We start from the raw sequence: 23,831 nt of genomic DNA, 5'->3' as shown, positions 1-23,831 counted from the left end.
CTAGTCTTCCTTCATCCCGATGAGCTTCAGGCAATACTGGTCGATCGAATCCAAGAATGCCTTCTTCGCCGCCTTCGACCTCTTCTCGTCCTCGGAGAAGATATCCTTGATGATGTACTCGAGGGCCGCGAGGTAGTACCCGAGCGCGGGGAGTTTCTTCTCCATCTCCTCGAACATCGCCTCCGCGTCCGACCTCCGCCCGCTGATGAGGAGGAACGCGAGGTCGAGGAGGAGGATGACGTGGGCGGGCATCTTCTTCGATATCGCGGTGCTCCTGAACTTCTGGTACGCCGTTTCCTGCGAGGACATGATCGAGAGCTGCAGCCCGTAGTAGAGGGGTTCGAGCTCGTCGGGGTGCTGCTGCATCATCTGGCGCACGACCGCCGTCGCCCCCGCGGCGTCCCTCGCCTCGCGCTTGAAGTGGTACAGGTCGCGGAGGAAGAACATGTCGCTGTAGTAACGCTCTGCCGCTATCTTGAGGAGTTCCCCCCTCATCTCCTTATTCTGGTCCTTTTTTGCCTTTTCAAGGCCGATCTTCAGGTAGTCTGGCTGGTCCGGGAACCAGTCTATCGCGAGCTTTATCATGAACCAGAATATCTTGTTGACCCTCAGCTCCTGTATCACCTGGGGGAACCGCAACCTGTTGACCGGCGGCTTGAGGCGGGCGAGCTCGATCATCTGCTCGCGGGCCGAGAGTGCCATGCTGCTCGTCGTGCTCTTGTCGGGCCTCTGGTCGGGGGGGAGTTCGAGGGCCGAGAGCTCGTAGTAGCAGAACGCGATCGCGGTGCAGACGATCGCGTCGACCGTCCTGTACTTCATGAGGATGTCGATCGCGTCCCTGTACTTCCCGATGTCGATGAGCTTGAGACCGAGGACGATATCGAAGAGTGCCCTGCCGGTGTATTTCCTCTTGACCCTCGTCGCGTTGCGGAACAGCTTCTCGATGTACTCGACGTCCGTCGACCGCTTGCTCTCCTCGAGGACCTTGACGGTCACGTCGTCGATGAACCTGTCGTAGACCTGGTCCGGGATGTCCGGGAAGTTGTTCTCGAGCATGGAGACGACGTGGCCGAAGAACACGGGGAGATTCGAGTCGATCTTCTCGGAGTTCTTCTCGATGTACTCCATCATCTCCCGCTTCGCCTGCGCCAGTTTCTGCTCGACGAGTGCATCGGGCACCCACTCCGCCGGCATGGTACACAGGAATTTCCTGCGTGAATATAAGAACCTTGAGACGTGGCAAAAACGGGAGTATTACGACGATCGGAACGGGTAACAACAACTTTCCCCCTCCCGTGCCGCAAATCCCGTGGGAGAGACCCGGTCGCCCCGCCGTGTGACCGGGGTGGGGGAACCCTTATTTTCACGGGCGCAGAGGTTCTACTCTGCAGGATCACGATGAAATTCCTCGAATTTGCGCGGATATGCGAAGACCTCGCGCGAATCAGCGGGAGACTCGAGGTGACGCAGAAGATCGCCGAGATCCTCCGGCGCCTCGACGAGACGGACCTCCCCCTCTTTACCCAGTTCCTCACGGGCAAGATATTCCCGGACTGGAGCCCGGAGAAGATCGGGATCGGCCCCAACCTCCTCTTCGACGCGCTCACCCACGTGGTCGACCTCAGCAGGGAGGAGATCATCTCGGAGATCAACAGGAAGGGGGACGTGGGAATCGCCGTCCAGTCCATACTCGAGAGGAAGGTGACGTCGGGGAGGCGGAAGAGGGCCGCGACGTTCCAGACCGCGCTTTTTTCGCAGGAACTCGACCTCGCATCGGTGTATTCCGATCTCGAGAGGATCTCTCGCCTCGAAGGACGCGCCTCACAGGCAGAAAAGCTCTCGCTCGTCCAGAATCTCTTCCAGAACGCCTCCCCGCTCGAGGCAAAGTACCTCGCGAGGCTCATCCTCGAGGACCTGCGCATCGGCGTGGGGGAGGGGACGATGAGGGACGCGATCGCGCTCGCCTTCTCTGTCGAGCCCTCTCTCGTCGAGCACGCGTACCAGGCCTTAAACGACCTCGGGGAGGTCGCGAGGAAGGCACGGATGGGGAGGGAAGCGCTCGCGGACGTGCACATCATGCCGTTCCACCCCGTCAAGATGATGCTCGCCCAGCAGGGCTCGATCGCCGAGGCGATCGCGGAGAACGGCGCGGTCGCGGCCGAATTCAAGTACGACGGGAGCAGGTTCCAGTTCCACAAGCAGGGGAACACCGTGAGGATGTACTCCCGGAAGCTCGAGGACGTGACGGGCGCCCTCCCCGAGGTGGTGGAGACGCTCCGGAATGCGACGGCGCACGACGTCATCCTCGACGGCGAGGTGATCGCGACGAGGGACGGGAGGCCGCTTCCCTTCCAGACCGTCCTGCGGAGGTTCAGGAGGAAGTACGACATCGAGGCGATGCAAAAAGAGATCGCGATGCAGCCCTACGTCTTTGACATCCTGTACCTCGACGGGAAGACGCTCATCGACCTCCCCCTGAGCGAGAGGCGGAAGTACCTCGAGTCCGCGCTCTCTGGCTGCATCGCGCCGCAGACGGTGAGCGACGACATCGAGGCGATCGAGAGGGTGTACAGGGAGAGCCTCGAGGCCGGGCACGAGGGGCTGATGCTGAAGGTCCTCTCCTCCGCGTACACTCCGGGAATCAGGGGGAAGAACTGGCTCAAGGTCAAGCCCGGCGTGGACACCATGGATCTCGCGGTCATCGGGGCCGAGTGGGGCGAGGGGAAGAGGGCACACCTCTTTGGGTCATTCCTCCTCGCCTGCCGTGACGGCGACGACCTCCTCCCCGTCGGGAAGGTCGCCACGGGGTTCTCCGAGGAGCAGCTGCAGGAGGTCTTCGAGATGCTGCGCGACCACGTGATCACCGAGACCGGCAAGGAGGTCCAGCTCGAGCCATTCCTCGTCTTCGAGGTGGGATACGCCGAGATCCAGAAGAGCCCGAACTACGAGAGCGGCTACGCCCTCCGGTTCCCGCGCTTCGTGAGGGTGAGGGACGACAAGGCCATCTCGGACATCGAGACGCTCGAGAGCGTGAGGGAACGGTTCGAGCGGCAGTCCTCGAAGGAGACGCCCTCCGGCGGCTGAGCGGTCCTGCTCACGGCGAGCCGGGCCTGAGGATCCTCGCCCTGTCCCCGATGCGCTCCACGAGGGCCCGGACGAACTCCTCCCACTCCACGTCGCCGCGCGGGATCAACCCTACCACTTCCTTGCCCAGCGCGTCGTCGGAGATGCCGTCCGCGACCGCGATCACGGAGCCCCCTGCGTAACGGGTGGGAACGATGCCATCGGTGTCGCCGTCCACGATCCCAAAGACGGGGATCCCCAGGTGTGCCCCGATGTGCCCGCAGACCGCGGTCGTGTCGTCGCCGACGCTCACGATCCCGCACACGCCGTCCCTCGCGATCGTCCGGTAGACGAGGTGGCCGCAGTGGTCGATGAAGACGACCCGGCCCCTCCCCGCGGCGCGCCGCTCGGTCACCGGTCCCCGCGACCTGATCCGCCCGCTCTTGCACCACGCCGTCGCGGGGTCGACCGGTCCGGCCCTCGCGAGCTTCTCGAGGCCGTGGCCCTTGACCTCGATCCCGGCCAGTGGTTCGAGCATCCCCTGCCCGTCCGTCCCGAGGACCACTTCCGGCGCGGTCGCGATGCCGATCACCGTCCCGTTCACGAAGACAGGCTCGCCGGGGATGCACCCCCGGATCACCCTGACCCCGGGGGGTGTCGCGGCGCGGCGGGAAATTGCGGGAACAATGGTGTAGCCGGTCGCGCGGGCTATCTCCCTCGCGAGGTCGTCAGGGTCCCTGTCCCAGCAGATCACTTCCCCCGACGCGCACTCGACGTGGACGATCCCGTCCCCCCCGACCCTCCCGGCCACGATCTCCCCGAATATCCGGCCGGACTCGGGCGTCTTCCCCCTGTTGGCGAGGAAGAAGGGGTATTCGAGGCCGCGGAGCACCGTGCTCGGCGGCACGTCCGCGAACTCGCAGGGGAGGCCGGACTCCTCGGCAGCCACCCGCGCCATGATCCCCGCGACGACGAGCCGGCGCGGGCGCAGGAGGGAGTGGAGGCGGGCAGCATCCCCAGCGTCGAATATCTCCGCGCCGTGGACGACCATCACCGCGTCTTCGAGTGGTGGTGACATCCCGACCCCCGCGGTGGAGTCACGCGCGGTTGTACTCGTCGGCGAAGCGCGTGATATCGTCCTCCTCGAGGTACTCGCCGATCTGCACCTCGATCACCTCGAGGGGGATCTTCCCCGTGTTCGCGAGCCGGTGCTTGATTCCCGCCGGGACGAACGTGCTCTCGCCCTGCCGCAGGTGGATGGTCTTGTCCCCGAGGATCACGTCGGCCATGCCGCTGACGACGATCCAGTGCTCGCTGCGGTGGTGGTGCATCTGGAGGGAGAGCTTCTTCCCGGGCTTGACGGTGACCCTCTTGATGCGGAAGAACCGGGACTTCTCGAGCTCCGTGTAGGATCCCCACGGGCGGTGGACCTGGAGGTGGTAGTCCACGATGGGGTCGCCCCTCTCCCTGAGAACCTTCACGAGATCGCCGACGCTCTCCGCCATGTCCAGCCGGCACGCGAGGAGGGCGTCGCCCGTGTCCACGAGGGCGAGGTCATTGACCCCGATCAGCGCCACGCGCTTCCCGGGTGCATGGACGAAATTCCGCTCCGCGTCGACGAAATCCGCGTCGCCCACGTTCCCGCGGGGATCGTGGGGCTTGAAATCGTACCACGCGCGGAACGTCCCGAGGTCCGTCCAGCCGGACGTGAGGGGGACGACCGCGACCCTCCCGGAGAGCTCGAGCAGGCCGTAGTCGACCGACAGGGGGGAGATCTCCGGGTACGAGGATACCCCCTTCTCCCTCATGGCCGCAAGGAGCCCCGGCTGGTACCTCTCCATCTCCTCGAAGAACACCTTCGTCGAGAAGAGGAACATCCCGCTGTTCCACAGGTACCCCGCGTCCACGAATATCTTCGCCGTCTCCCAGTCGGGTTTCTCCCGGAACTTCTGCACCCTGAACCCCACGGGGAGCGGGTCCCCCGGCGAGATGTACCCGTACCCGGTGTGTGGGTGCGTCGGCGGCACACCGAACGTCACGAGGTAGTCGTCCGCGATGCCGCGGGCAGATGCGACCTCGTCCATCGCGCCCTGCCCGAGGTAATGGTCGCTCGGGAAGATCGCGACGAGGGAATCGCCGAATTCCCTCTCGACCTCGAGCATCGCCCACGTGATCGCGGGGAGGGTGTTCCTCCCCTCGGGCTCGGAGAGTATCCTCCCCTCGGGGACGGCCACCTTCAGCTCCTCGAGCTGGTTTGCGGCGAGGTAGTGGTGGTGCATGTGCGTGACGACGTAGATCTGCTCGGGGCGCGAGATCTGGCATGCCCTCCGGTAGGTCTCCTGGAAGAGGGACGTCCCGTCCAGCTTGAGGAACTGCTTTGGATTGTACGTCCGGGAGAGGGGCCAGAGCCTCGTCCCCACGCCCCCCGCGAGGATGACGGAAACGATGGATTCCATGTTGGTTACCTGATTTTTTCCCCCTTTTCCCACATATCGCTTCCCCTGTCGCCCGGGTGAGGAGGGGACAAGAGCGCAATGCCTACCGGCCACCCCCCTTCAGGTACGATACCCATTCCCTGATCCTGTCCATGATGTCGGCCCTGTTTCCCTGCCCGAGGGTGTACACCTTCACGCCCTCCCTCCCCTTGAGGGACTCGATGAAGGGAGTCCCCTTCTGCGCGATCGTGGCGATCGCGTGCCTCCCGGAGGAGAAGATCCCGTCCACCAACTCGCAGAAACGCGCCGAGAGGCACTCCATCTTCCCGATCTCGTCGATCACCGCGATTTTCGCCTCGCCGAACGGGACGGTCGCGAGGTACGCGTCGAACGACGCGATGTCGACCCCGTACTTCCCCACGCGGAACGCCGGGGGAAATCTCTCGTGGGCGAGGAGGAACGTCCTCCCGTCGAGCGAGACGACGCGGAACCCGACCCTCGATCCCCCCTCGCGGATCTCCTCCGTGTAGAAACCCGCGGGATGGAGGCCCGCGAGGTCGGGGAGGATCTCCCGGACGAGCGTCGTCTTCCCGCAGCCCGGGCGCCCGGTGACGAGGATGACCCGCGGAATCCCGCCCACACGGCTCACCCCGCGCGCGGAATGCCCGGGTGGGGATCCCCGGCACAGCGGGCGATACTGTTCACGGAAGCCCGCGCCCCGGCCCGGCCAACGGTAATGGGGTTTCCCATGACCCTGCCTCCCCGCGTCCTTTGGAGGGGGTCACGTTCCCTTCGGCTGGCGGAGGGCGATCTCGATCGTCACCTTGAGCTCCTCGTCCTTGAAGGGTTTCAGGAGGTACCCGGCTGGCCTTGTGTCGAGGACCCGCGAGATGGTCTCGTCGTCCGAGAACGCGGTGAGGTACACGAAAGGAACGTGGAACTCCTCCCGGACCCTCCGCGCGAGGTCGGTCCCGTCCATGCTCCCCGGGAGGTTGATGTCAATGAGGACGAGGTCGGGCAGGTCTTTCCTCATCTTCTCGAGGGCTTCTTCCGCGGTCGGTGCCCTCCCGCTCACGTGGTAGCCGAGCTTTTCCAGCCTCCACTGGATCAGCTGGCTGATAATGGGATCATCCTCGACGATGAGGATGGAACTTTTCCCTGTCATTCCAGCCGGAAACCCCCTATTCTATCCAGATAGACATCGATATCTCCCTATAAATAAATACTGGATGCGGTGATACCCCCCGCGGCAACTAGCCCACCATGATCTGGAACGCGGTCGGGTAGGTGCGCATGATGGAAAAGACAATCGCCCTCCCCACGAACACCTTCCCGCCAACCATCACGCGTTCTCGCGAGAGCTCCCCGAGCTCCTGGAGTGCTTCGAGCGCGGTGCTGTCCGAGAGGGAGCAGCTCGACGGCACGTCCATGTCGTAGTGGAATACCACCGGCAGCCGGAGCTTCCTCCAGAGATCCCGGGGGAGCCGGGACGCGATCTCCCCGAGCACCGCCTTGTCGAACGCGTATTCCTGCCCGCCCCTCGTGAACCCTACCGGCCTTTCCATCTCGAGGAGATCGCGCAGGGGGATGCGGGGATCGACTATCCCCTCGTTGATCCTCCGCGCCTCGCGCGAGAACCACTTCCTCAGGGCCGATTCCTCGTACATGTGAAATGGAACAAGGACAATACTCTCGCGATTCTTCTTTAATTTTCCCTTCGCGCCACGGTGTGCCCGTGTGACCGTTGACCCCCGCGGTCTCGCACCCGCACGTGCTCCGAAGTGACGGTACAGCGCGCCGCACGCGACGGGGACAGTTTTTCCCCGCCCGCGCAGAAATCCCATCTGCGCGGGGAAAAGACGGGAAAACGTGGGAGGAAAAACATGGGCTCGAGGAGATTCGAACTCCTGACCTCCGCCATGTCAAGGCGACGTCATAACCAACTAGACCACGAGCCCGGGATTGCCGGTCTGTTGTGCGGAGAAATGTGGGTGAACACAGTATAAAATTGTTCTCTTTCTCGCGGGGGTGCTCTTCCCGCGCGAAATGGGGGGACGGGCGACCGGGGGGTGAGGCCCTTTGCCCACCCTCCCCCTCCCCGGGAAAAGCACGGGAGACGGTCTTTCAGATCAGGGTGTCGGAGATCTTCGCGAACACCGCCGTGAATATCCCCGGCTGGGACCGGATCTCTGCCATCATCTCCGGCGGGACCTCGGAGTCGACGTTCAGGACCATGATCGCCTCCTCCCCGGGCCTAATCCTCCCGACCTGCATCCCCGCGATGTTCACGTTGCCCCTCCCGAGGATCGTCGCCACGCGGCCTATCACGCCGGGCTTGTCGAGGTGGCGCGAGACGATGACGTACCCCTCGGGGACCATGTCCATCGTGTAGCCACCTATCGAGACGATGCGCGACCTGCCCTTCATGAAGACCGTCCCGCTCACCGTCTCCTCCATCTGGTCGGTCTTTACCCTGACCGAGACGATGCTCTTGAATCCCCCCGAATCCTGCGTCACCGTCTCCGAGATGGTGATGCCCCTCTCCTTCGCGATGAACTCCGCGTTCACGATGTTGACCGGGACCTGGAGGATGGGGTCGAGGAGCCCCTTGAGGGCCATGAGGGTGATGAACCGCGTGTTGTTCCCGAGGGACGCGAGCTCACCGCCGTAGATCATCTCGACCTTCTCCATCCTCCCGCTCACTATCTGCGTGAGGAGCCTGCCCATCTTCTCCGCGAGGATTGCGAATGGCTCGATGGTGTCCGCGTGCTCGGGGGGGACCATGGGGGCGTTCACCACGTACTTCGCGGAACCGCCCTTCAGGACGGAGATGCACTGCTTGGCGATCGAGACGGCGACGTTCTTCTGGGCCTCCACGGTGCTCGCGCCGAGGTGCGGTGTCACGATGACCTGATCCAACCCGAGCAGGGGCGAGTTCACGGGGGGTTCCTCCTCGAAGACGTCGAGGGCGGCGCCCGCGACCTTCCCTGACTTGAGCCCCTCGTAGAGGGCCTTTTCGTCCACGATCCCACCCCTCGCGCAGTTGATGATGCGCACGCCGTCCTTCATCATGGCAATCGCCCTCGCGTTGATCATGTGGCGGGTCTCCTTGATGAGAGGGGTGTGGACGGTGATGATGTCAGAAACGGCGAAGAGCTCCTCGAGGGAGACCGACTCGACGCCCATCTGGGCTGCCCTCTCCTTCGTGATGAAGGGATCGTACCCGACGGTGTGCATCCCCAGTGCCTGAGCCCTCTTTGCGACCTCCCTGCCTATCCTCCCGAGGCCGATGATGCCGAGGGTCTTCTCGTTCAGCTCGACCCCCATGAACTTCGATCTCTTCCACTCCCCCTTCTTGAGGGAGGCGTTCGCCTGGGGGATGTTCCGTGCGAGGGAGAGCATCATCGCGACGGTGTGTTCCGTGGCCGCGAGCGTGTTGCCCTCGGGCGCGTTCGCGACGATGATCCCCTTCTTCGTCGCGGCCTCCATGTCGATATTGTCGACCCCCGCCCCCGCACGGCCGATGAACCGGAGCTTCTTCCCCGCCTCGATGACGCGTGCGGTCACCTCTGTCCCGCTCCTCACGAGCAGGGCATCGTAGTCGCCGATGATGTCCACGAGTTGGTCCTCCGTGAGGTCCGTCCGGACGTCGACGGTGCATTCCCGGCGCAGGATCTCGAGGCCCTCCTCGGCGAGGGGATCGCTGACCAGTATTTTGAAACCTGCCATAAATTCCCCCTCTAGTATCGGCTTAATACCTATTGATGATTGTCCCGCGGGCTGGGCTCGGATCCAACCCGCGGGCAATGAGAACCTATTAAAAAGGAGGGACCAAGAATAATAGTGGTGCGCGAATGAGAGAGATGCCTGATATTCTCTGGCTCGAGGAGATACGCAAGGAAGATATTTCCGCGGTGGGGGGGAAAGGTGCGTCCCTTGGGGAGATGTCGGCGATCGGCCTCCCGGTTCCAAGGGCCTTTGTCGTCACGAGCCACGCGTTCCGACAGTTCCTGATAGAAACGGGACTCGAGAAGACTTTATTCCAGGACCTCGAGGGCATCGACGTCGAGGACAGCAGGCAGCTTGAGAGTGCGGCGGAGAAGGCAAAACGGGCCGTCCTCGCGGCGAAGATGCCCGCACCGATCAGGGAAAAGATAAAGGACGCGTACAGGAGGATGGACAACGGCGAGATGGTCGTTGCCGTGCGGTCGAGCGCGACCGCCGAGGACCTGCCGGACGCGAGTTTCGCCGGGCAGCAGGAGACGTACCTCAACATCCGCGGGGAGAAGAACCTCCTCGACGCGGTCCAGAGGTGCTGGGCGTCCCTCTACGGCGCGAGGGCGATATACTACCGCGTGAAGCACGGGTTTGACCACAGGAGCGTCAACATCGCCGTCGTCGTCCAGCAGCTCGTCAATGCCGAGAAGGCGGGGGTCATGTTCACCTCCCACCCCGTGACAGGGGAGGACATCTCGATCATCGAGGGTTCGTGGGGACTGGGCGAGGCGGTTGTCTCAGGATCCGTCTCCCCCGACAAGTACGTCTACGACATGCGGACCGGCAGGGTGGTCGACCGCCTCATCGCTCACAAGAGGTTCCAGATCGTCCCGGACGGGAGCAACGGGACGAGGACCGTGGAGGTCCCGAAAGAGCTCCAGGACGCCCCGCTCCTCTCCGACGAGGAGGTGGAGAGGCTCGCTCGGTTCGGGAAGATCGCGGAGAACCACTACGGTGTCCCCCAGGACGTGGAGTGGGCGATCGTCGGCAAGGACATCTTCATCCTCCAGTCGCGGCCCATCACGACGATCCGTGCCTCCAGGGGGCCGGCGGAGAAGCCCGCGGGGGCCGCGGGGACGATCATCCTGAAGGGGCAGGGTGCCTCGCCGGGTGTCGCGAGCGGGAGGGTCGTCATCATCCACGACGCGAAGGAGGCGGGCAAGGTCAGGGAGGGCGACATCCTCGTGACGCGGATGACGAATCCCGACATGGTGCCCGCGATGCGGAGGGTCGCCGCGATCGTCACGGACGAGGGGGGCATGACGTGCCACGCGGCAATAGTGAGCAGGGAGCTGGGGACACCGGCGGTCGTCGGGACGAAGACCGCGACGCAGGTCCTCCGTCAGGGTCAGGTCGTCACGGTGGACGGCGAGAAGGGCTTCATCTACGAGGGGGAGATCGAGGTCCCGAGGGAGAAGGTACAGGTTCCGGCCGGCGGTGTCTCCGCACCCCTGATCACCGCGACGAGCGTCAAGGTGAACGTCTCCATGCCCGAGGCCGCCGAACGCGCCGCGGCGACGGGTGCAGACGGCGTGGGCCTGCTCCGGATCGAGCACCTCATCCTCGGGCTGAACAGGACTCCCGGGTGGTTCATCGCGAACGGCCGCGAGGAGGAATTCATCGAGGAACTCGAGAAGGGCATCAAGGTCGTCCTCGACGCGTTCTACGGGAAACCCGTGTGGGTGAGGACCCTCGATGCACCCACCGACGAGTTCAGGAACATGGCCGGCGGGGAGAACGAGCCGCACGAGCACAACCCGATGCTCGGCTGGCGCGGGATACGCCGCGACCTCCAGTCCCCTGACCAGTTCCGCCTCCAGGTCGAGGCCTTCAAGAGGCTGTGGGCACAGGGGTACGACAACCTCGGGATCATGTTCCCGATGGTCTCGCACCCCTCCGAGTTCGTCCGGGCCCGCGAGATGATGCGGGCGTGGGGGGTGGACGTGGAGAAGGCCACCCTCGGCATCATGATCGAGATCCCGAGCAGCGCGATCCTGATAGAGGATTTCATCCGGGCGGGGATCAGGTTCGCCTCGTTCGGGACGAATGACCTCGTCCAGTACACCCTCGCGATCGACCGGAACAACCAGAACGTCGCGTGGATGTACGACCCGATGCACCCCGCGGTGCTCGCCCTCATCGATTCTGCGATAAAGTGCTGCAGGAAGCACGGCGTGGAGGTTTCCATCTGCGGCCAAGCAGGGTCCGAGCCCCGCGTGGTCAGGTGGCTCGTCGAGCACGGGATCACGAGCGTCTCGGCAAACATCGACGCGATCGCGAAGATCCGGGAGACCGTCGCGCGAACGGAGCAGAAGATAATCCTCGAGAGCGCGAGATCACTCAATGCGTGAGAAAGGGCAGTCCATCGACGAACTCTTCTCTTTCCTCGAGGCAGAGAGGGAAAGGGATGTCAGGCACGACCACATCTTGAGCTCCATGTGCACCGTCCCCCACCCCGTGGCCGTGCGGGCCCACCACCTCTTCCTCGAGACGAACCTCGGCGACCCCGGTCTCTTCCCGGGGACTGCAACCCTCGAGTCCCTCCTCGTGGAGAGGCTCGGCTCCCTCTTCTCGCTCCCGGGGGCCTTTGGGTACGCGACATCGGGCGGGACAGAGTCGAATATCCAGGCACTGCGCATCGCGAGGAAGCTCTCGAGATCCCCCCGGCCCAACGTCGTCCTCCCCGAATCGGCCCACTTTTCCTTCAAGAAGGCGTGCGACATGCTCGGGCTCGAGATGAGGGCCGTCCCCCTCGACGGGAGTTTCCGCGTCGACGCAGACAGGGTCCCCGAGTTCATCGACAGGGATACCTGTGCCCTCGTGGGGATCGCGGGGACGACGGAGTACGGGGTCGTGGACCCAATCAGCGATCTCTCCGCGATCGCCGAGGATTTCGGCCTCTTCCTCCACGTCGACGCCGCGTTCGGGGGGCTCGTCCTCCCGTTCCTCGACGGGGCCCCGCCGTTTGACTTCTCCCTCCCGGGGGTGAGCAGCATCGCGGTCGACCCCCACAAGATGGGGATGAGCACGATCCCCGCGGGGGTCCTCCTCCTCAGGGACAGGGAGGCGCTCCAGTCCCTCGCGGTCGACACCCCCTACCTCTCCGTCAAGCAGGAGTTTACGCTCTCCGGGACGCGCCCCGGCGGACCGGTCGCGGCCGCTTTCGCGGTCCTCGAGTACCTCGGCCGCGAGGGCATGCGCGACATCGTCACCGGGTGCATGAAGAACACGCGGCGCCTCATCGACGGGATGGAAGCCTTCGGGATCGCGCGGGCCGTCACCCCGGACGTGAACGTCGCGACGTTCGAGAACACCCCCGTGCCCCCGCCGTGGCGGGTCTCGTGGACGCGGCGGGGCCACCTCCGGATCGTGTGCATGCCGCACGTGCACGCCGACACGGTGGAGGCGTTCCTGAGGGACATAGGTGAATGCAATGCTTGAGCGCCTTGTCTCTTCTCTCGAGAAGGCTCCCATCGTGAAGAGGGGAGAGTACAACTACTTCATCCACCCGATCACGGACGGCGTGCCGGAAGTCGAGCCCGCCCTCCTCCGCGAGGTGTGCACCGCCCTCGTGAAAGTCCTCGACCTCGATGGGGTCGACCGGATCATCGCGACCGAGGCGATGGCAATCCCCATCGGGACGGCCCTCTCGCTCGCGACAGACATCCCCATGAACATCGTCCGGAAGCGCGAGTACCGGCTCCCGGGGGAGATCGCGGTGCACCAGGCAACGGGCTACTCGAAGGGCCAGATCTACCTCAACGGCGTGAGGAAGGGCGACCGAGTCGTGATCGTCGACGACGTGATCAGCACGGGGGGTACTGCCCGCGCCCTCCTCTGGGCCCTCGACCAGGCGGGGACGACCGTCGTGGACGTCTGCTTCGTGATAAAGAGGGGCAACCCGGACATAGGGAGAGATTACAAGTCTCTGGTGACCGTGGAGGTCACCGACAGGGTGCGTGTGGTTGAGAGGATATTCTGATCTCGCCGAGGAACTCCGCAGGCGCAACGCGCGGTCCGTCGCGCTCCAGTTCCCCGAAGGGCTGAAGAGGAGGGCAGGGGAGATCGCCCTCTTCCTGAAAGGGGAGGGGTTCTCCGTCGTCGTCTGCGGGGACCCTTGCTACGGGGCCTGCGACCTTGCCTCCGACGTCATCCCCCACGTCGATGCACTCGTCCACTTCGGCCACACGCCCGTGGGCGGGGAAGACGAGAAGGTCATCTTCGAGACGTATCCCATCGACTTCGACCCCGACGTCCTAAAGGAGGCTGTCCCCCTCCTTAAACAGCGCAGGGTCGGCCTCGTGACCACCGCGCAGCACGTGCACCTCGTCCCGGGAATGGTTCAAAAGCTTCGGGAACTCGGGGTAGTTGCGGTGACGCGCAGGGGTTCGCGGGGCTGTGGCGAGGGGCAGGTCCTCGGGTGCGCGTTCGGTGCCGCCCACATCCCGGATGTCGAGGAGATCCTCTTCGTCGGCACCGGCCTCTTCCATCCGACCGGGGTCAGGCTCGCGACGAAAAAGAGGGTGGTCGCGCTCGATCCCCTCGCGGGGACCGCCCGCGAGGTGGACGAGGAGAGGTTCCTGCGGCAGAGGTTCGGCCTCGTCGAGAGGGCCCGGTCCGCGCGTCTCTTCGGCCTCATCGTGAGCACGAAGACGGGGCAGTGCAGGCTCGCCCTCGCGCAGAAGCTCGCATCGCGCTGCAGGAACGCGGTCGTCGTCGCGATGCGCGAAGTGGACCCCGACGAGCTCCTCAACCTCGGTTTTCCCGCCTACGTGAACTTCGCCTGCCCCCGCCTCGCGTACGATGACCAGTCGAGGTTCCCCGCCCCCGTCCTCTCCCCGTGCGAATTCGAGATCCTCCTCGGGGAGAGGGACTTCTCCTCGTACGAGATCGACGAGATGCCCTGACAATTTCATGAAGCTCCGGCACCTTGCAAGGGAACTCTCGAGGCTCGAAGGGTTCGCGAGTCCTTCCCCCCGGCTGGAACAGTACGTCACCTCCCCCGACCTCGCGGCCCGCCTCCTCTACCACGCGTGGGTGAGGGGCGACATCGGGGGCAGGCGCGTCTGCGATCTCGGGTGCGGGACGGGGATCCTCGCGGTCGGTGCCGCGCTCCTCGGCGCGTCCCGCGTCACGGGCATCGACGTCGACGCCGACGCGATCGCTGTCGCGCGGAGAAACGCGGAGAAGATGGGCGTATCCCCCACTTTCATCCGCGCAGACATCAGTGACGCGGGGATCGTGGCCCGGGTCGGGGAGGCGGACACGGTCGTCATGAACCCGCCCTTCGGCGCCCAGAATCCCCACGCGGACCGGGCCTTCGTGGACGTGGCGGTCAAAATCGCGCCGGTCGTCTACGGGATATTCAACCGCGGGAGTCTCCCGTTCTACAGGAGGTACCTCGCGGGGAGGGCGAGGATCACCGGGGCTATCCACGGGACGCTCGTCGTGGAGAGGTCGTTTTCCTTCCACAGGAAGGACGCCGTCGACATCCCCGTCGAGATCCTCGTCATCGAGCGGGCGGGCGCGCCGGCGGGCCGGGACACGGGGGATTCCGCCGCATCAGGGGCGCCCGCGGACCGGGCGGAGGGCACGCGCAACCCGGACGTGGTTCATCGCCACCCCCCAGAGGAGCGGGACGAGGACGAGGACGAGGACAGGCATCCCGTACCCGGCGAGGACGAGGAAATTGAAGAGCCCGTGGGCGGACACGGCGAGGAAGAGTCCCCCCGCGACGAGCAATCCACGTCCCGAAGGGAATACTTGCGAGATCCCCAGTGAGAATCCCCACATGGTGGAGAAGAGGACGTGGGCCGGGACCGAGAGGACTGCCCTGACCGCGGCGACCTCGAGCGCGTGGAACACCGAGAGGTCGAGGGCATCGAGAACGTAGAGGATGTTCTCGAGCGTCGCGAACCCGAGTCCTGCCGCCGCCGCGTAGACGATCCCGTCGATCGGCTCGTCAAAGACGCGGGTCCTGTACACGGTCTTCTCGACCACCCAGAACTTCGCGACCTCCTCGGCGACGGGAGCGAGGACCACCGCGACGAGGAATGTCCCCGCGTAATCGAGGAAGACTGCCTCGATGAATCCGACGGGGACGCTGACAGCGGCGCCGAGGAGGAAGACGAGGACGATCCACACGGGCGGCTCGGGGTCGCGCGTGTCCCGGGAGTAGAAGAACAGGAGCCAGAATATCCCCGGCGCGATGCCGAGGAGGATGGCGATGATCGTGTCCATCGGCTGGGATTCCCCCCGTGTTACCCGCGATCTGCCACCCTACACCCACTGCCTCTTCCGGAAGTACGCGAGCATGGTGACCGCGATGAGGATCATCACCCCCCAGACCGCGAAGTACCCGTATTCCCACGTGAGTTCCGGCATGTACTCGAAGTTCATCCCGTAGACCCCCGCGACGAAGGTGAGCGGGATGAATATGGTCGCGATCAGCGTGAGGACCTTCATGATCTCGTTCATCCGGTACGAGAGGCTCGAGAGGTAGATGTCTATCATCCCGGTCACCATCTCCCGGAGCGTCTCAAGAGTGTCCATCACCTGGATGACGTGGTCGTACACGTCGCGCAGGTATATCCGCGTGTTCTCGTTGATGAGGGGGGATTCTGACCTCTCCAGCGCGCCCGCGACCTCCCGGAGCGGCCAGACGGATTTCCGGAGCGTGATTATCTTCTTCTTGAGGGCCGTTATCTCGTGGATGAGCCCCGGGCCCGGATTTCCCACGAGTTTCTCCTCGAGGTTCTCCACGACCTCCTCGAGGTGCTCGATGACGAGGAAGTAGTTGTCCACGATGACGTCGATGAGCGCGTAAGCGAGGTAATCCGGCCCGAACCTCCTTATGCGCCCTTCTTTCCGGATCCGGGCCCTCACGGGGTCAAAGACGTCTCCCCCCGTGGCCTCCTGGAAGGATATGAGGAAATTCTTCCCGAAAATGATACTGACGTGCTCGATCTGGATGTCGCTTCGGGAGGGGTCATACATTATCATCTTGAGCGTGACGTAGATGTAATCCTCGAGGTCCTCCAGTTTCGGCCTCTGCCCTGTGTTCAGGACGTCCTCGAGGATGAGCGGGTGGATATTGTAGTGGGTCCCGAGCTTCTCGATCACCTCGGTGTTCTCGAGGCCGTCGACATTGATCCACGTCACCGTCGCCGTGTCCCTGTACGGGAAGCACTCCTCGACGGCCGAGACCGTCTTCTCGGAGAACTGCACCGCGTCGTAGTCCATCACGGTGATGCGTACCGGGCCGCGGGTATGCATGCCGTCGATCGCGAGCGTACCGGGGGAGAGCCCCGGGCGGAAGGGTCTCCTGAAACGTCGTGGCATACAGCGCAGGGCAGGGGGAAATACCGCCCTCCCTCCCATAGCTGTAGTGTGGTCCCCCCTATTTGACCGTGCGGGTGCACCCGCCGCGTCACTCCCGCAACGTTCAATAGTGCGGTGTGCCTTCACACTCCATTGTTCGCGATGGTCATTCCCCTCCTCTCCTTTGCCGCCGGTCTCTTCCTGCTCGTGAAAGGCGCAGACATCGCCACGTCGAAGGCATCCGCCCTCGCCCGGCGGGCAGGCGTCTCTCCCATCTTCGTCGGGTCAACGGTCATCGCGTTCGGGACCTCGCTCCCCGAGCTCGCGGTGACGACGGAAGCATTCACCCGCAGCGAGACCGCCGTCGGGATGGGGAACATCGTCGGGAGCAACATCGCGAACATCGCCCTCATACTCGGCCTTTGCGCGATCCTCCGTCCTGCGGGGCTTGTAAGGGGGAATCGCCGCGGCGACCTCGTGAAGTACTCCGTATTCATGGTGGCCTCGACGGTCCTCTTTTCAGTCCTCTCGATGAGGCCGGCCCTCGATGCAATCTCCGGGGCAGTCTCCCTCGCCTGTTTCCTCGCGGTGTTCACCCTCGTCCCGCGACTGGTAGACGACGATCCTGCCGGAGGGCCACCTCTCCCCGGCCCCCTGTACCTGTTCCTCGTGACGGTCGCCGCGCTCCTCGCGGTGATCGCGGGTTCCCACCTCTTCCTCTCGGGCTCCCTCGGCATCGCGCGCCTCTTCTCCATCCCGGAGTGGTTCACCGGTTTCACACTCGTTGCCGTGGGGACGTCCCTCCCGGAACTCGCGACCAGTATCTCGGCGATCCTGAAGGGGGAGGGCGGGATCGCGACCGGGAACATCCTCGGGTCGAACATCTTCAACCTCCTCTTCGTGCTCGGGGCAAACTCCCTCTTCTTCTCCCTCCCGCCGCCAGATCCCGCCGTACTCGCCCTCCTCCTCGGGTTTTCGTGCGCGGCGGTCGTCCCGGCCGCGGGGAAAGTGGGGATAAACAGGTTGTGGGGTACCTGCGTGCTATCTGCCTACCTGGTGTACATACTCGCGGCCCTTTTCGTGGCGTGAACGACGGGGAAAACAGGGGTCCTGGGAATGGTCACCGCGCGGGGAAAACTGCCGTTTAGTCCGTTCCGGGCGGAAATGGGGAAATGGGGTGGAGGGATCCGCGTCACTTCTTCATGGCGATCCGGTGGGTGTCCGGGTCCACCATGTACCCGCGGGGGTTGTTCAGGAGGTCGAGCGCGTTTATCTTCATGTCGATGAGCTCGCCGAAGTTGAAGCTCTCGAACTTCTCCTGCCCCTTCTCGCCGTAGTAACATGCAATCCCGTTCTCCATCCTCCTCGTCGCAACGATCTCGCGCATCATGATCCTCTCTTTGCGCGGAGTATTCCATGAATCTTTCACTCAGTGCACGGCACCGAACAGTGCGGATCTCCCCCGCCTACCCGAACCCCACGTCGAGCGCCATCATGGAGAGGAACCCCGCGAGGAATCCCCAGAGGGAAATCATCTCGTACCCGTGGCGGAGTGACTCCGGCATGACCTCCTCGATGACGACGAAGATCATGGCACCCGCAGCGAACGCGAGGGCGAGGGGGAGGAGAAAACGGGCAAAGAAGACGACGGCCGCACCGGCGAGCGCGGAAACGGGCTCTACCGCCGCAGACAGGGCTCCTATGAGGAAGCTCCCCCTCCGGGATACCCCGCCCCGGTACAGTGGGAAAGCTACCGCGATACCCTCCGGGAAGTTCTGGACTGCGATTCCCGCAGTGAGCGCGACCGCCCCCGCGAAAGTCGCCTCGGGGATTCCCGCCGCCGCTCCCCCGAACGCGACGCCGACCGCGAGACCCTCGGGGATGTTGTGGATGGTGACCGCGAGGGCAAGCAGCGTCGGCCTCCCGAGGTGCGACGGGATACCCTCGGCCCTGCCGGTGGGGAGACCGACGTGGACGTGGGGGATGACGAGGTCGAGCACCGTGAGGAAAACCCAGCCCGCGGCAAATCCGGCGGCCGCGGGGACCCACGAGAAATACCCCAGCCCACCCGTCATCTCGAGCGACGGGAGAAGGAGCGACCAGAAACTCGCAGCGATCATCACGCCACCGGCAAAACCCAGCATCCCGTCCATGACGGGCTGGGAATACCCCCGCGCGAGGAATACCGTCGCCGCGCCGAGCAAGGTCACCGCCCAGGTGACGCACCCGGCGATGAATGCCTGCGAGAGCGGGTCAAGCGACGTGAAACTCTCGAACACGCCTGTGTGGTACTGTTGCCGGCGGGAAAAAAATGCTACCGGTAGGATCCCGGTCCCCGCGGGGAACCGCACCCGGAATCGGGCTGTCGCATCCCCTCCCGTCGAAACCGGCGGCGTTGCAAACGATTATCCGTCCCCGGCGAGTATCCCTGACCATGGAAATCCACGTGGGGACGAGCGGCTGGGCCTACGACTGGAACGAGGGGGGAAACCTCGACTGGTACGTCTCGCACTCCGGTCTCGATGCCGTCGAGCTGAACGCGAGTTTCTACAGGTTTCCCTACAAGAACCAGATCCTCGGCTGGTCGCGGAAGGGTCGCACGCTCGCGTGGGCAGTAAAGGTCCACCGCGGCGTAACCCACACGCACCGGTTCTCCGGGGAGGCCCTCGAGGTCTGGGAGAGGTTCCGCGACGCATTCCTCCCGCTCGACCCGGTGGTGGAGTTTTACCTCTTCCAGGCCCACCCCCGTTTCACCGACGTGGAACGCGCGATTGAATTTGCGACGTGCTGCGGCCTTGGACGCCGTTTCGCACTCGAGATCAGGAACCCATCCCTCCTTTCGGACGACTCCGCGTGCCGGAGGCTTTCAGAGCACGTGACGCTCGTCTCCGTGGATTCACCTGCCGCGCGGAACAGGATATTCGGCGGGGAAGCAATCTACCTCCGGATGCACGGGAGGACCGGCTGGTACAGCCACGATTACTCCCGCGCGGAGCTCGAGGAGACCGCGAGGGCAATCCTCGCGCATTCCCCCAAGCGGGTCTTCGTGTTCTTCAACAACGACCACTCGATGCTCGAGAACGCGAGGACGATGAGGGAGATCCTCGGGGGCACGTGACACGATCCCCCGGCCAAGGGCATCCCCGGCGTCCGCGACGGGGATAAGCCCTCCGGGGAGAGGCCCGCGCCGCGGGGACGGGGATTCACCCCGTGAGGGTCTCGGCGTAATCGATGACGGTGCGGAGCGTCTTTATCCGCGCGTAGTACTTGTCGTTCGATTCGACGACCGTCCACGGGGCGACCCGCGTGCTCGTCCTCCCGAGCATCTCGTCCACCGCCTCCTCGTAGAGGTCCCATTTCTCCCTGTTCCTCCAGTCCTCGTCGGTGATCTTCCACTGCTTCCTCGGGTCGTTCTGCCGGGCGATGAACCTCTCGTACTGCTCGTCCTTGTCTATCTCGAGCCAGAACTTGACGAGCCCCCCGCCGTTCTCCACCCACGCCTCCTCCATCTCGTTGATCTCCCGGTACGCACGTTTCCACTCCTCCGCCGTGCACAACCCTTCCACCCTCTCGACGAGGACGCGCCCGTACCAGCTCCGGTCAAATACCGCGACGTGTCCCGCGGCCGGAAACCTCCTGTAGAACCGCCAGAGGTAGTGGTGGGAGAGCTCGGTCTCGTCCGGTCGCCCGACGGGGACGACGCTGAACCCGCGCGGGTTCATGGTGTGCACGAGCCTCATGATGTTCCCCCCCTTGCCCGCCGCGTCCCACCCCTCGTACACGATGATGAGCGGGATCTTCCGCTTGTAGAGGAGGTACTGCGCTTCGCGGATCCTCTCCTGGTACTCCTCGAGGAGGGTTTCATATTCCTCGCGGGAGTACTTCAGGGGAGGCCTTGGGTCCCTCCGGACACTGCGGCGGGGCGGCTTTTCGATTGGCCCGGCAGTTTTCTTCCCTCCATTCGCCCGCCTCTGCTCGAGGTCCTTCTCCAGCCTGCTGATCAACTTCGAGTATACCTTGAGCCGCGTGTAATTCGGGTCCGTTGCGCCGACGATGGTCCACGGCGCGTGGGGCGTGTCTGTCTGCCTGATGTATTCCTCTATGACGGGCAGGTACTCGTCGTAGTGCCGGTGGAAGTCCCAGTCGCCCTGCGTGATCATCCACGAGGTGAGCGTGCTCCGCTCCCTCTCGTTGAGGCGCCTCTTCTGCTCTTCCTTGCTGATGTGGAGGAAGAACTTGATGATGACAGTGCCGTCGTCGGAAAGCTGCCTCTCGAAATTCTTTATCTCCCTGATGGATCGTTCCACCCGCGTTTTCCACGTGATCCCGGACGCCTGCTCCGCGAGGGACCGCGAATACCAGCTCCGGGCAAAGATCGCGATGCGCCCCTTTTGGGGAATCCTCGTCCAGAAACGCCAGAGGAGGGGGCGTGTCCTCTCCTCGTCCGCCGGGGACCCGATGGAGTGGAGGACATAACCCCTCGGGTCGAGGTACCTTATGAGCTCACTGATGACCATCGTGATCCCGGACGCATTCCACCCTTCCACGACGATGATAACGGGAATACGGTCGTCCCAGAATGCCCTCTGGATGGCGCCGAGCCGCTCGTAGAGGGGTGCGATCTTCTTCCTGTATTCCTTCTCCTCGACCCTCTGGGACAGGTCGATCTTCTCGAGCAACCCCATTGTACACCCGGAGAACGTGTTGCCGGGCGCCCAACCAAAAAGATTGTGTTTCTCTCCCCGTCTTTCCGGCGGGCGACGTGGTGCTTTGGGATCCGAGAGACGGGCTTTTTCTTTCGCAAACGGCCTGAAAATCAGGCCGTCCGCGGGTTTGAGAGCTCCTCTGCGACCTCCCAGAGGCGTTCCTGCGTCACCCTGTCGTATGTGAGGGGAGAGGACGGGCAGGGGCGCGTGCTCTCCTCGAAGTACTTCCCCGTGACACCCTCGACCTCTGGGGAGAGGGCGAGGTAGACGGGGATCCTTGCGCCCTCCGCCGGCGGTTTCCCCCTTATCCCCGGGAATCCCGCGCGGAGCAACTTCGTCCCGATGACGCCGGGGTGGAGGCAGTTTGCCGTCACACCCTTTTCCGCGATCATCCCCGCGAGGACGTAGGTGAACGTGATGTCGGCGAACTTGGAGAGGGCATACGCAAAGAACGGGTCGTAGTGTTTCTCGCCGTGGAGGTTATCCCAGTCGACGTGCCGCACGTCCCGGTGGGCGATGGACGCGACATTCACGATCCGGGACGGCGCTCCCTTGGAGAGGAGGGAGAGGAGTTCGCGGGTGAGGATGAACGGCGCGACGTAGTTCACCGCGAGCGTGCGCTCGATCCCGTCCACGGTCACGAGCCGGTTCCTCTCGTACGTCCCCGCATTGTTGACGAGGACGGAGAGCCGGTCGTACCGGGACTTTATCTCCTCGGCCATCCGCCTGACCTCTCCCATCACCGCGAAGTCCGCAATGACGAGGTCGAGGTTCCTGTTCCACACGTGCTGTTTTATCTCCTTCAAGACCTCCTTCCCCTTACCGCCATCCCTCCCGTGGAGGATGACCTCGGCGTCCTCCCCTGCGAGTGCCCGGGCGGTGGCCTTCCCTATCCCATCGGTCGAGCCGGTGACGAGAACGACGGGTCCCCGCATGACCGGTTGTTGGGCGCGGCAGGGGATGAACGTTGTGCCCTTACCGATCCAGAACTGCCACGAGGGAAAAGTCAACGAACCCGTTTTCCGGGTCTGTCCGGACCAGCCTCACCTTGACCTTGTCTCCCACGGAGAGCCCCCTCTCACCCTCGACGACCCTTCCCTCCGCGGGAGGGTCGAGGAGACGGACGTACGTGCCCTTGTCGGCAGCACCGGTCACGATGGCGTCGAATGTCCTGCCAACCCGGTCAGCGAGGAGGATAGCTGCAGCCACTTTCCGCATGAAACGGGCAGCCTTCTCCGCGGCCTTGTCCCTGTCGGTCAGGTGTTCGGCGAGCCTTTCCAGTTCGCGGGCCGGATACGGCACTGGCTTTCCATCCAGCACTGCCTTCAGGATCCGCTGGTTGACGATATCCACGTACCGCCGGTTCGGCGCAGTGGAGTGGGTATAATCGCGCACTGCGAGGGCAAAATGCCCGACGGGTATTTCTCCCGGGACGAAGGGGACGTACTCTCCCGGTCCCACGAGCTTCACGATCGCGAGGGAGAGGTCGGCAAACCGTTCCGGGTCGGCACGCCTCCTTTGGTCGAGGAATCTTGCGAGGGCCCTTGAGTCCGGGTCGCGGGGCAGCCGGAACCCGTACCGGGCGGCGGTCTCGACGATGCCATCCCAGTTCTTCGGGACCCTCACGACCCGCTGTACCATCGGGACACCCGCAGCCCCGAGGAACTGCACCATCGTCCTGTTCGCGGCCACCATGAACTCCTCGATGATACGCCTTGCCGCGTTCTGTTGCTGGACAACGAGTCCCCTGACGGTCCCCCCCTCCACCACGGGTTGCGCCTCGACCGTCTCAAGGTCAAGGGCTCCCCGCTGCATCCTGCGGGAACGCAGCCGCCGGGCGACCTCTCCCTGGAGCCTGACCTGTTCCTCGAGTCCTGGAATGCGGGAAACACCCGTGGGAACGGGTGCCTTCCCCTCCAGCCAGTCCCCGACCTCCTCGTACACGAGCCTTGCACGGTTCCTCACGACCGCGCGAAAGACTGCCCCGTCCTTCACGGTACCGTCAGGGAGGACGGTGTACCCGATGACGACTGCCCTCCGGTCCCTCCCGGGGAGGAGGGAAGAGATGCCTTTGGAGAGGCGATCGGGGAGCATGGGGAACGTCTCTACCCCCAGGTAGACCGAGGTCCCGTTGAAGGCCGCGTGGCGATCGGTGTGCGAACCCTGCCTCACGAAGTGATCCACGTCTGCGATGGCAACGAGGACGCGTATCTCCCCACCGGACAGTTTTTCGCAGAACTCGAGCTGGTCGAGGTCCAAGGAATCGCTGTTGTCGATCGACGACCAGGGGAGATCCCTCAAGTCCCGGGTAGATGCATTCGGATCGATCGGGACTTCCTCGTGGAGTGCATTGACTTCCCTCGTCACCGCTGGGGGAAAATCGGGTTCGAATCCATACTTCTCCATTGCACGGCGGGCGATGGCCTTGAGGTCGATGCGGCTGTCGTTCATGTCAACAGGGGAGGAATCGACCGCCGGGTAGAAATAAACGCGGGGTAGATCGGGGAGGACGCGGACCAATGGCCCCCGG

The 23,831-nt window shown here is 64.2% G+C and carries 21 protein-coding genes, 1 tRNA gene and 1 pseudogene; 8 read left to right on the top strand and 15 right to left on the bottom strand.

Annotated features, from left to right (window positions below; translation table 11 throughout):
* Positions 1 to 1,194: a hypothetical protein gene (locus QFX32_00620; protein MDI9632541.1), complete on the bottom strand. Its 1,194-nt coding sequence runs from the start codon at positions 1,192 to 1,194 to the stop codon at positions 1 to 3.
* Between the two features lie 204 nt (positions 1,195 to 1,398).
* On the opposite strand from QFX32_00620, the gene QFX32_00615 reads away from it, so the two are divergent.
* A complete protein-coding gene (locus tag QFX32_00615; GenBank protein MDI9632540.1) occupies positions 1,399 to 3,084 on the top strand; it encodes an ATP-dependent DNA ligase in 1,686 nt (561 codons plus the stop codon).
* Positions 3,085 to 3,094: 10 nt separating this feature from the next.
* On the opposite strand, the gene QFX32_00610 is transcribed toward QFX32_00615, so the two are convergent.
* From QFX32_00610 to serA, 7 genes are all read right to left on the bottom strand, one after another.
* Entirely contained in the window at positions 3,095 to 4,141 is a 1,047-nt protein-coding gene (locus QFX32_00610) for a DUF2117 domain-containing protein (protein MDI9632539.1), read from the bottom strand.
* A gap of 19 nt (positions 4,142 to 4,160) precedes the next feature.
* Positions 4,161 to 5,519 (bottom strand): mannose-1-phosphate guanylyltransferase/mannose-6-phosphate isomerase, encoded by a 1,359-nt coding sequence (locus tag QFX32_00605; GenBank protein ID MDI9632538.1) that lies wholly within the window; start codon positions 5,517 to 5,519, stop codon positions 4,161 to 4,163.
* An 82-nt stretch (positions 5,520 to 5,601) separates the two neighbouring features.
* Entirely contained in the window at positions 5,602 to 6,138 is a 537-nt protein-coding gene (locus QFX32_00600) for a nucleoside-triphosphatase (GenBank protein MDI9632537.1), read from the bottom strand.
* Positions 6,139 to 6,279: 141 nt separating this feature from the next.
* Positions 6,280 to 6,663 (bottom strand): response regulator, encoded by a 384-nt coding sequence (locus QFX32_00595; protein MDI9632536.1) that lies wholly within the window; start codon positions 6,661 to 6,663, stop codon positions 6,280 to 6,282.
* 88 nt (positions 6,664 to 6,751) lie between these two features.
* Entirely contained in the window at positions 6,752 to 7,165 is a 414-nt protein-coding gene (locus tag QFX32_00590; GenBank protein MDI9632535.1) for a DUF61 family protein, read from the bottom strand.
* Between the two features lie 217 nt (positions 7,166 to 7,382).
* A tRNA-Val gene (locus QFX32_00585) sits at positions 7,383 to 7,456 on the bottom strand.
* A 166-nt stretch (positions 7,457 to 7,622) separates the two neighbouring features.
* Positions 7,623 to 9,227 (bottom strand): phosphoglycerate dehydrogenase, encoded by a 1,605-nt coding sequence (serA, locus tag QFX32_00580; protein ID MDI9632534.1) that lies wholly within the window; start codon positions 9,225 to 9,227, stop codon positions 7,623 to 7,625.
* 125 nt (positions 9,228 to 9,352) lie between these two features.
* Between serA and ppsA the strand changes: the two genes are divergently transcribed.
* From ppsA to QFX32_00555, 5 genes and pseudogenes are all read left to right on the top strand, one after another.
* Positions 9,353 to 11,626, top strand: a complete 2,274-nt coding sequence (gene ppsA / locus QFX32_00575; protein MDI9632533.1) for a phosphoenolpyruvate synthase — start codon at positions 9,353 to 9,355, stop codon at positions 11,624 to 11,626.
* Complete coding sequence (mfnA, locus tag QFX32_00570; protein MDI9632532.1) at positions 11,619 to 12,716, top strand: tyrosine decarboxylase MfnA; 1,098 nt, start codon at positions 11,619 to 11,621, stop codon at positions 12,714 to 12,716. Before ppsA ends, mfnA begins: the two co-directional genes overlap by 8 nt.
* Positions 12,709 to 13,257, top strand: a complete 549-nt coding sequence (gene hpt / locus QFX32_00565; GenBank protein MDI9632531.1) for a hypoxanthine/guanine phosphoribosyltransferase — start codon at positions 12,709 to 12,711, stop codon at positions 13,255 to 13,257. Before mfnA ends, hpt begins: the two co-directional genes overlap by 8 nt.
* On the top strand, positions 13,241 to 14,182 hold the full coding sequence (dph2, locus tag QFX32_00560; GenBank protein MDI9632530.1) for a diphthamide biosynthesis enzyme Dph2: 942 nt from the start codon (positions 13,241 to 13,243) through the stop codon (positions 14,180 to 14,182). The genes hpt and dph2 overlap by 17 nt, the downstream gene beginning before the upstream one ends.
* 7 nt (positions 14,183 to 14,189) lie before the next feature.
* Positions 14,190 to 14,795: pseudogene (locus QFX32_00555) on the top strand (METTL5 family protein).
* 42 nt (positions 14,796 to 14,837) lie between these two features.
* On the opposite strand, the gene QFX32_00550 reads toward QFX32_00555, so the two are convergent.
* Together QFX32_00550 and corA are read right to left on the bottom strand one after the other, a co-directional pair.
* Complete coding sequence (locus QFX32_00550) at positions 14,838 to 15,515, bottom strand: PrsW family glutamic-type intramembrane protease (protein ID MDI9632529.1); 678 nt, start codon at positions 15,513 to 15,515, stop codon at positions 14,838 to 14,840.
* Positions 15,516 to 15,554: 39 nt separating this feature from the next.
* Positions 15,555 to 16,616, bottom strand: a complete 1,062-nt coding sequence (corA, locus tag QFX32_00545) for a magnesium/cobalt transporter CorA (GenBank protein ID MDI9632528.1) — start codon at positions 16,614 to 16,616, stop codon at positions 15,555 to 15,557.
* Between the two features lie 141 nt (positions 16,617 to 16,757).
* Between corA and QFX32_00540 the strand changes: the two genes are divergently transcribed.
* A complete protein-coding gene (locus QFX32_00540) occupies positions 16,758 to 17,684 on the top strand; it encodes a sodium:calcium antiporter (protein ID MDI9632527.1) in 927 nt (308 codons plus the stop codon).
* A gap of 103 nt (positions 17,685 to 17,787) precedes the next feature.
* Here QFX32_00540 and QFX32_00535 read toward each other — a convergent pair whose 3' ends face one another.
* Both QFX32_00535 and QFX32_00530 read right to left on the bottom strand, forming a co-directional pair.
* On the bottom strand, positions 17,788 to 17,982 hold the full coding sequence (locus tag QFX32_00535; GenBank protein ID MDI9632526.1) for a hypothetical protein: 195 nt from the start codon (positions 17,980 to 17,982) through the stop codon (positions 17,788 to 17,790).
* 79 nt (positions 17,983 to 18,061) lie between these two features.
* Positions 18,062 to 18,874 (bottom strand): ZIP family metal transporter, encoded by an 813-nt coding sequence (locus tag QFX32_00530; protein MDI9632525.1) that lies wholly within the window; start codon positions 18,872 to 18,874, stop codon positions 18,062 to 18,064.
* Between the two features lie 155 nt (positions 18,875 to 19,029).
* Between QFX32_00530 and QFX32_00525 the strand changes: the two genes are divergently transcribed.
* Complete coding sequence (locus tag QFX32_00525; protein MDI9632524.1) at positions 19,030 to 19,713, top strand: DUF72 domain-containing protein; 684 nt, start codon at positions 19,030 to 19,032, stop codon at positions 19,711 to 19,713.
* 85 nt (positions 19,714 to 19,798) lie between these two features.
* Here the strand turns inward: QFX32_00525 and pap are convergent, their stop codons facing one another.
* The 3 genes from pap to QFX32_00510 form a co-directional block, all read right to left on the bottom strand.
* Entirely contained in the window at positions 19,799 to 21,280 is a 1,482-nt protein-coding gene (pap, locus tag QFX32_00520; protein ID MDI9632523.1) for a polyphosphate:AMP phosphotransferase, read from the bottom strand.
* 131 nt (positions 21,281 to 21,411) lie between these two features.
* Positions 21,412 to 22,236, bottom strand: coding sequence for an SDR family oxidoreductase (locus QFX32_00515; GenBank protein ID MDI9632522.1), 825 nt, complete (start codon positions 22,234 to 22,236; stop codon positions 21,412 to 21,414).
* Between the two features lie 40 nt (positions 22,237 to 22,276).
* Entirely contained in the window at positions 22,277 to 23,752 is a 1,476-nt protein-coding gene (locus tag QFX32_00510; GenBank protein ID MDI9632521.1) for an RNB domain-containing ribonuclease, read from the bottom strand.
* Positions 23,753 to 23,831 lie beyond the last annotated feature (79 nt).

Source organism: Methanolinea sp., from assembly GCA_030055515.1.
In the GTDB taxonomy this organism is placed as follows: domain Archaea; phylum Halobacteriota; class Methanomicrobia; order Methanomicrobiales; family Methanospirillaceae; genus Methanolinea_A.
This window is presented reverse-complemented; position numbering and strand designations above follow the sequence as displayed.

What these genes read in the sequence shown, in the direction of transcription:
- QFX32_00620 (MDI9632541.1), bottom strand. Translation starts at nt 1,194, where the DNA reads ATGCCGGCGGAGTGGGTGCCCGATGCACTCGTCGAGCAGAAACTGGCG.
- QFX32_00615 (MDI9632540.1), top strand. Translation starts at nt 1,399, where the DNA reads ATGAAATTCCTCGAATTTGCGCGGATATGCGAAGACCTCGCGCGAATC.
- QFX32_00610 (MDI9632539.1), bottom strand. Translation starts at nt 4,141, where the DNA reads ATGTCACCACCACTCGAAGACGCGGTGATGGTCGTCCACGGCGCGGAG.
- QFX32_00605 (MDI9632538.1), bottom strand. Translation starts at nt 5,519, where the DNA reads ATGGAATCCATCGTTTCCGTCATCCTCGCGGGGGGCGTGGGGACGAGG.
- QFX32_00595 (MDI9632536.1), bottom strand. Translation starts at nt 6,663, where the DNA reads ATGACAGGGAAAAGTTCCATCCTCATCGTCGAGGATGATCCCATTATC.
- QFX32_00590 (MDI9632535.1), bottom strand. Translation starts at nt 7,165, where the DNA reads ATGTACGAGGAATCGGCCCTGAGGAAGTGGTTCTCGCGCGAGGCGCGG.
- serA (MDI9632534.1), bottom strand. Translation starts at nt 9,227, where the DNA reads ATGGCAGGTTTCAAAATACTGGTCAGCGATCCCCTCGCCGAGGAGGGC.
- ppsA (MDI9632533.1), top strand. Translation starts at nt 9,353, where the DNA reads ATGAGAGAGATGCCTGATATTCTCTGGCTCGAGGAGATACGCAAGGAA.
- mfnA (MDI9632532.1), top strand. Translation starts at nt 11,619, where the DNA reads ATGCGTGAGAAAGGGCAGTCCATCGACGAACTCTTCTCTTTCCTCGAG.
- hpt (MDI9632531.1), top strand. Translation starts at nt 12,709, where the DNA reads ATGCTTGAGCGCCTTGTCTCTTCTCTCGAGAAGGCTCCCATCGTGAAG.
- QFX32_00550 (MDI9632529.1), bottom strand. Translation starts at nt 15,515, where the DNA reads ATGGACACGATCATCGCCATCCTCCTCGGCATCGCGCCGGGGATATTC.
- corA (MDI9632528.1), bottom strand. Translation starts at nt 16,616, where the DNA reads ATGCCACGACGTTTCAGGAGACCCTTCCGCCCGGGGCTCTCCCCCGGT.
- QFX32_00540 (MDI9632527.1), top strand. Translation starts at nt 16,758, where the DNA reads ATGGTCATTCCCCTCCTCTCCTTTGCCGCCGGTCTCTTCCTGCTCGTG.
- QFX32_00535 (MDI9632526.1), bottom strand. Translation starts at nt 17,982, where the DNA reads ATGCGCGAGATCGTTGCGACGAGGAGGATGGAGAACGGGATTGCATGT.
- QFX32_00525 (MDI9632524.1), top strand. Translation starts at nt 19,030, where the DNA reads ATGGAAATCCACGTGGGGACGAGCGGCTGGGCCTACGACTGGAACGAG.
- pap (MDI9632523.1), bottom strand. Translation starts at nt 21,280, where the DNA reads ATGGGGTTGCTCGAGAAGATCGACCTGTCCCAGAGGGTCGAGGAGAAG.
- QFX32_00515 (MDI9632522.1), bottom strand. Translation starts at nt 22,236, where the DNA reads ATGCGGGGACCCGTCGTTCTCGTCACCGGCTCGACCGATGGGATAGGG.
- QFX32_00510 (MDI9632521.1), bottom strand. Translation starts at nt 23,752, where the DNA reads ATGAACGACAGCCGCATCGACCTCAAGGCCATCGCCCGCCGTGCAATG.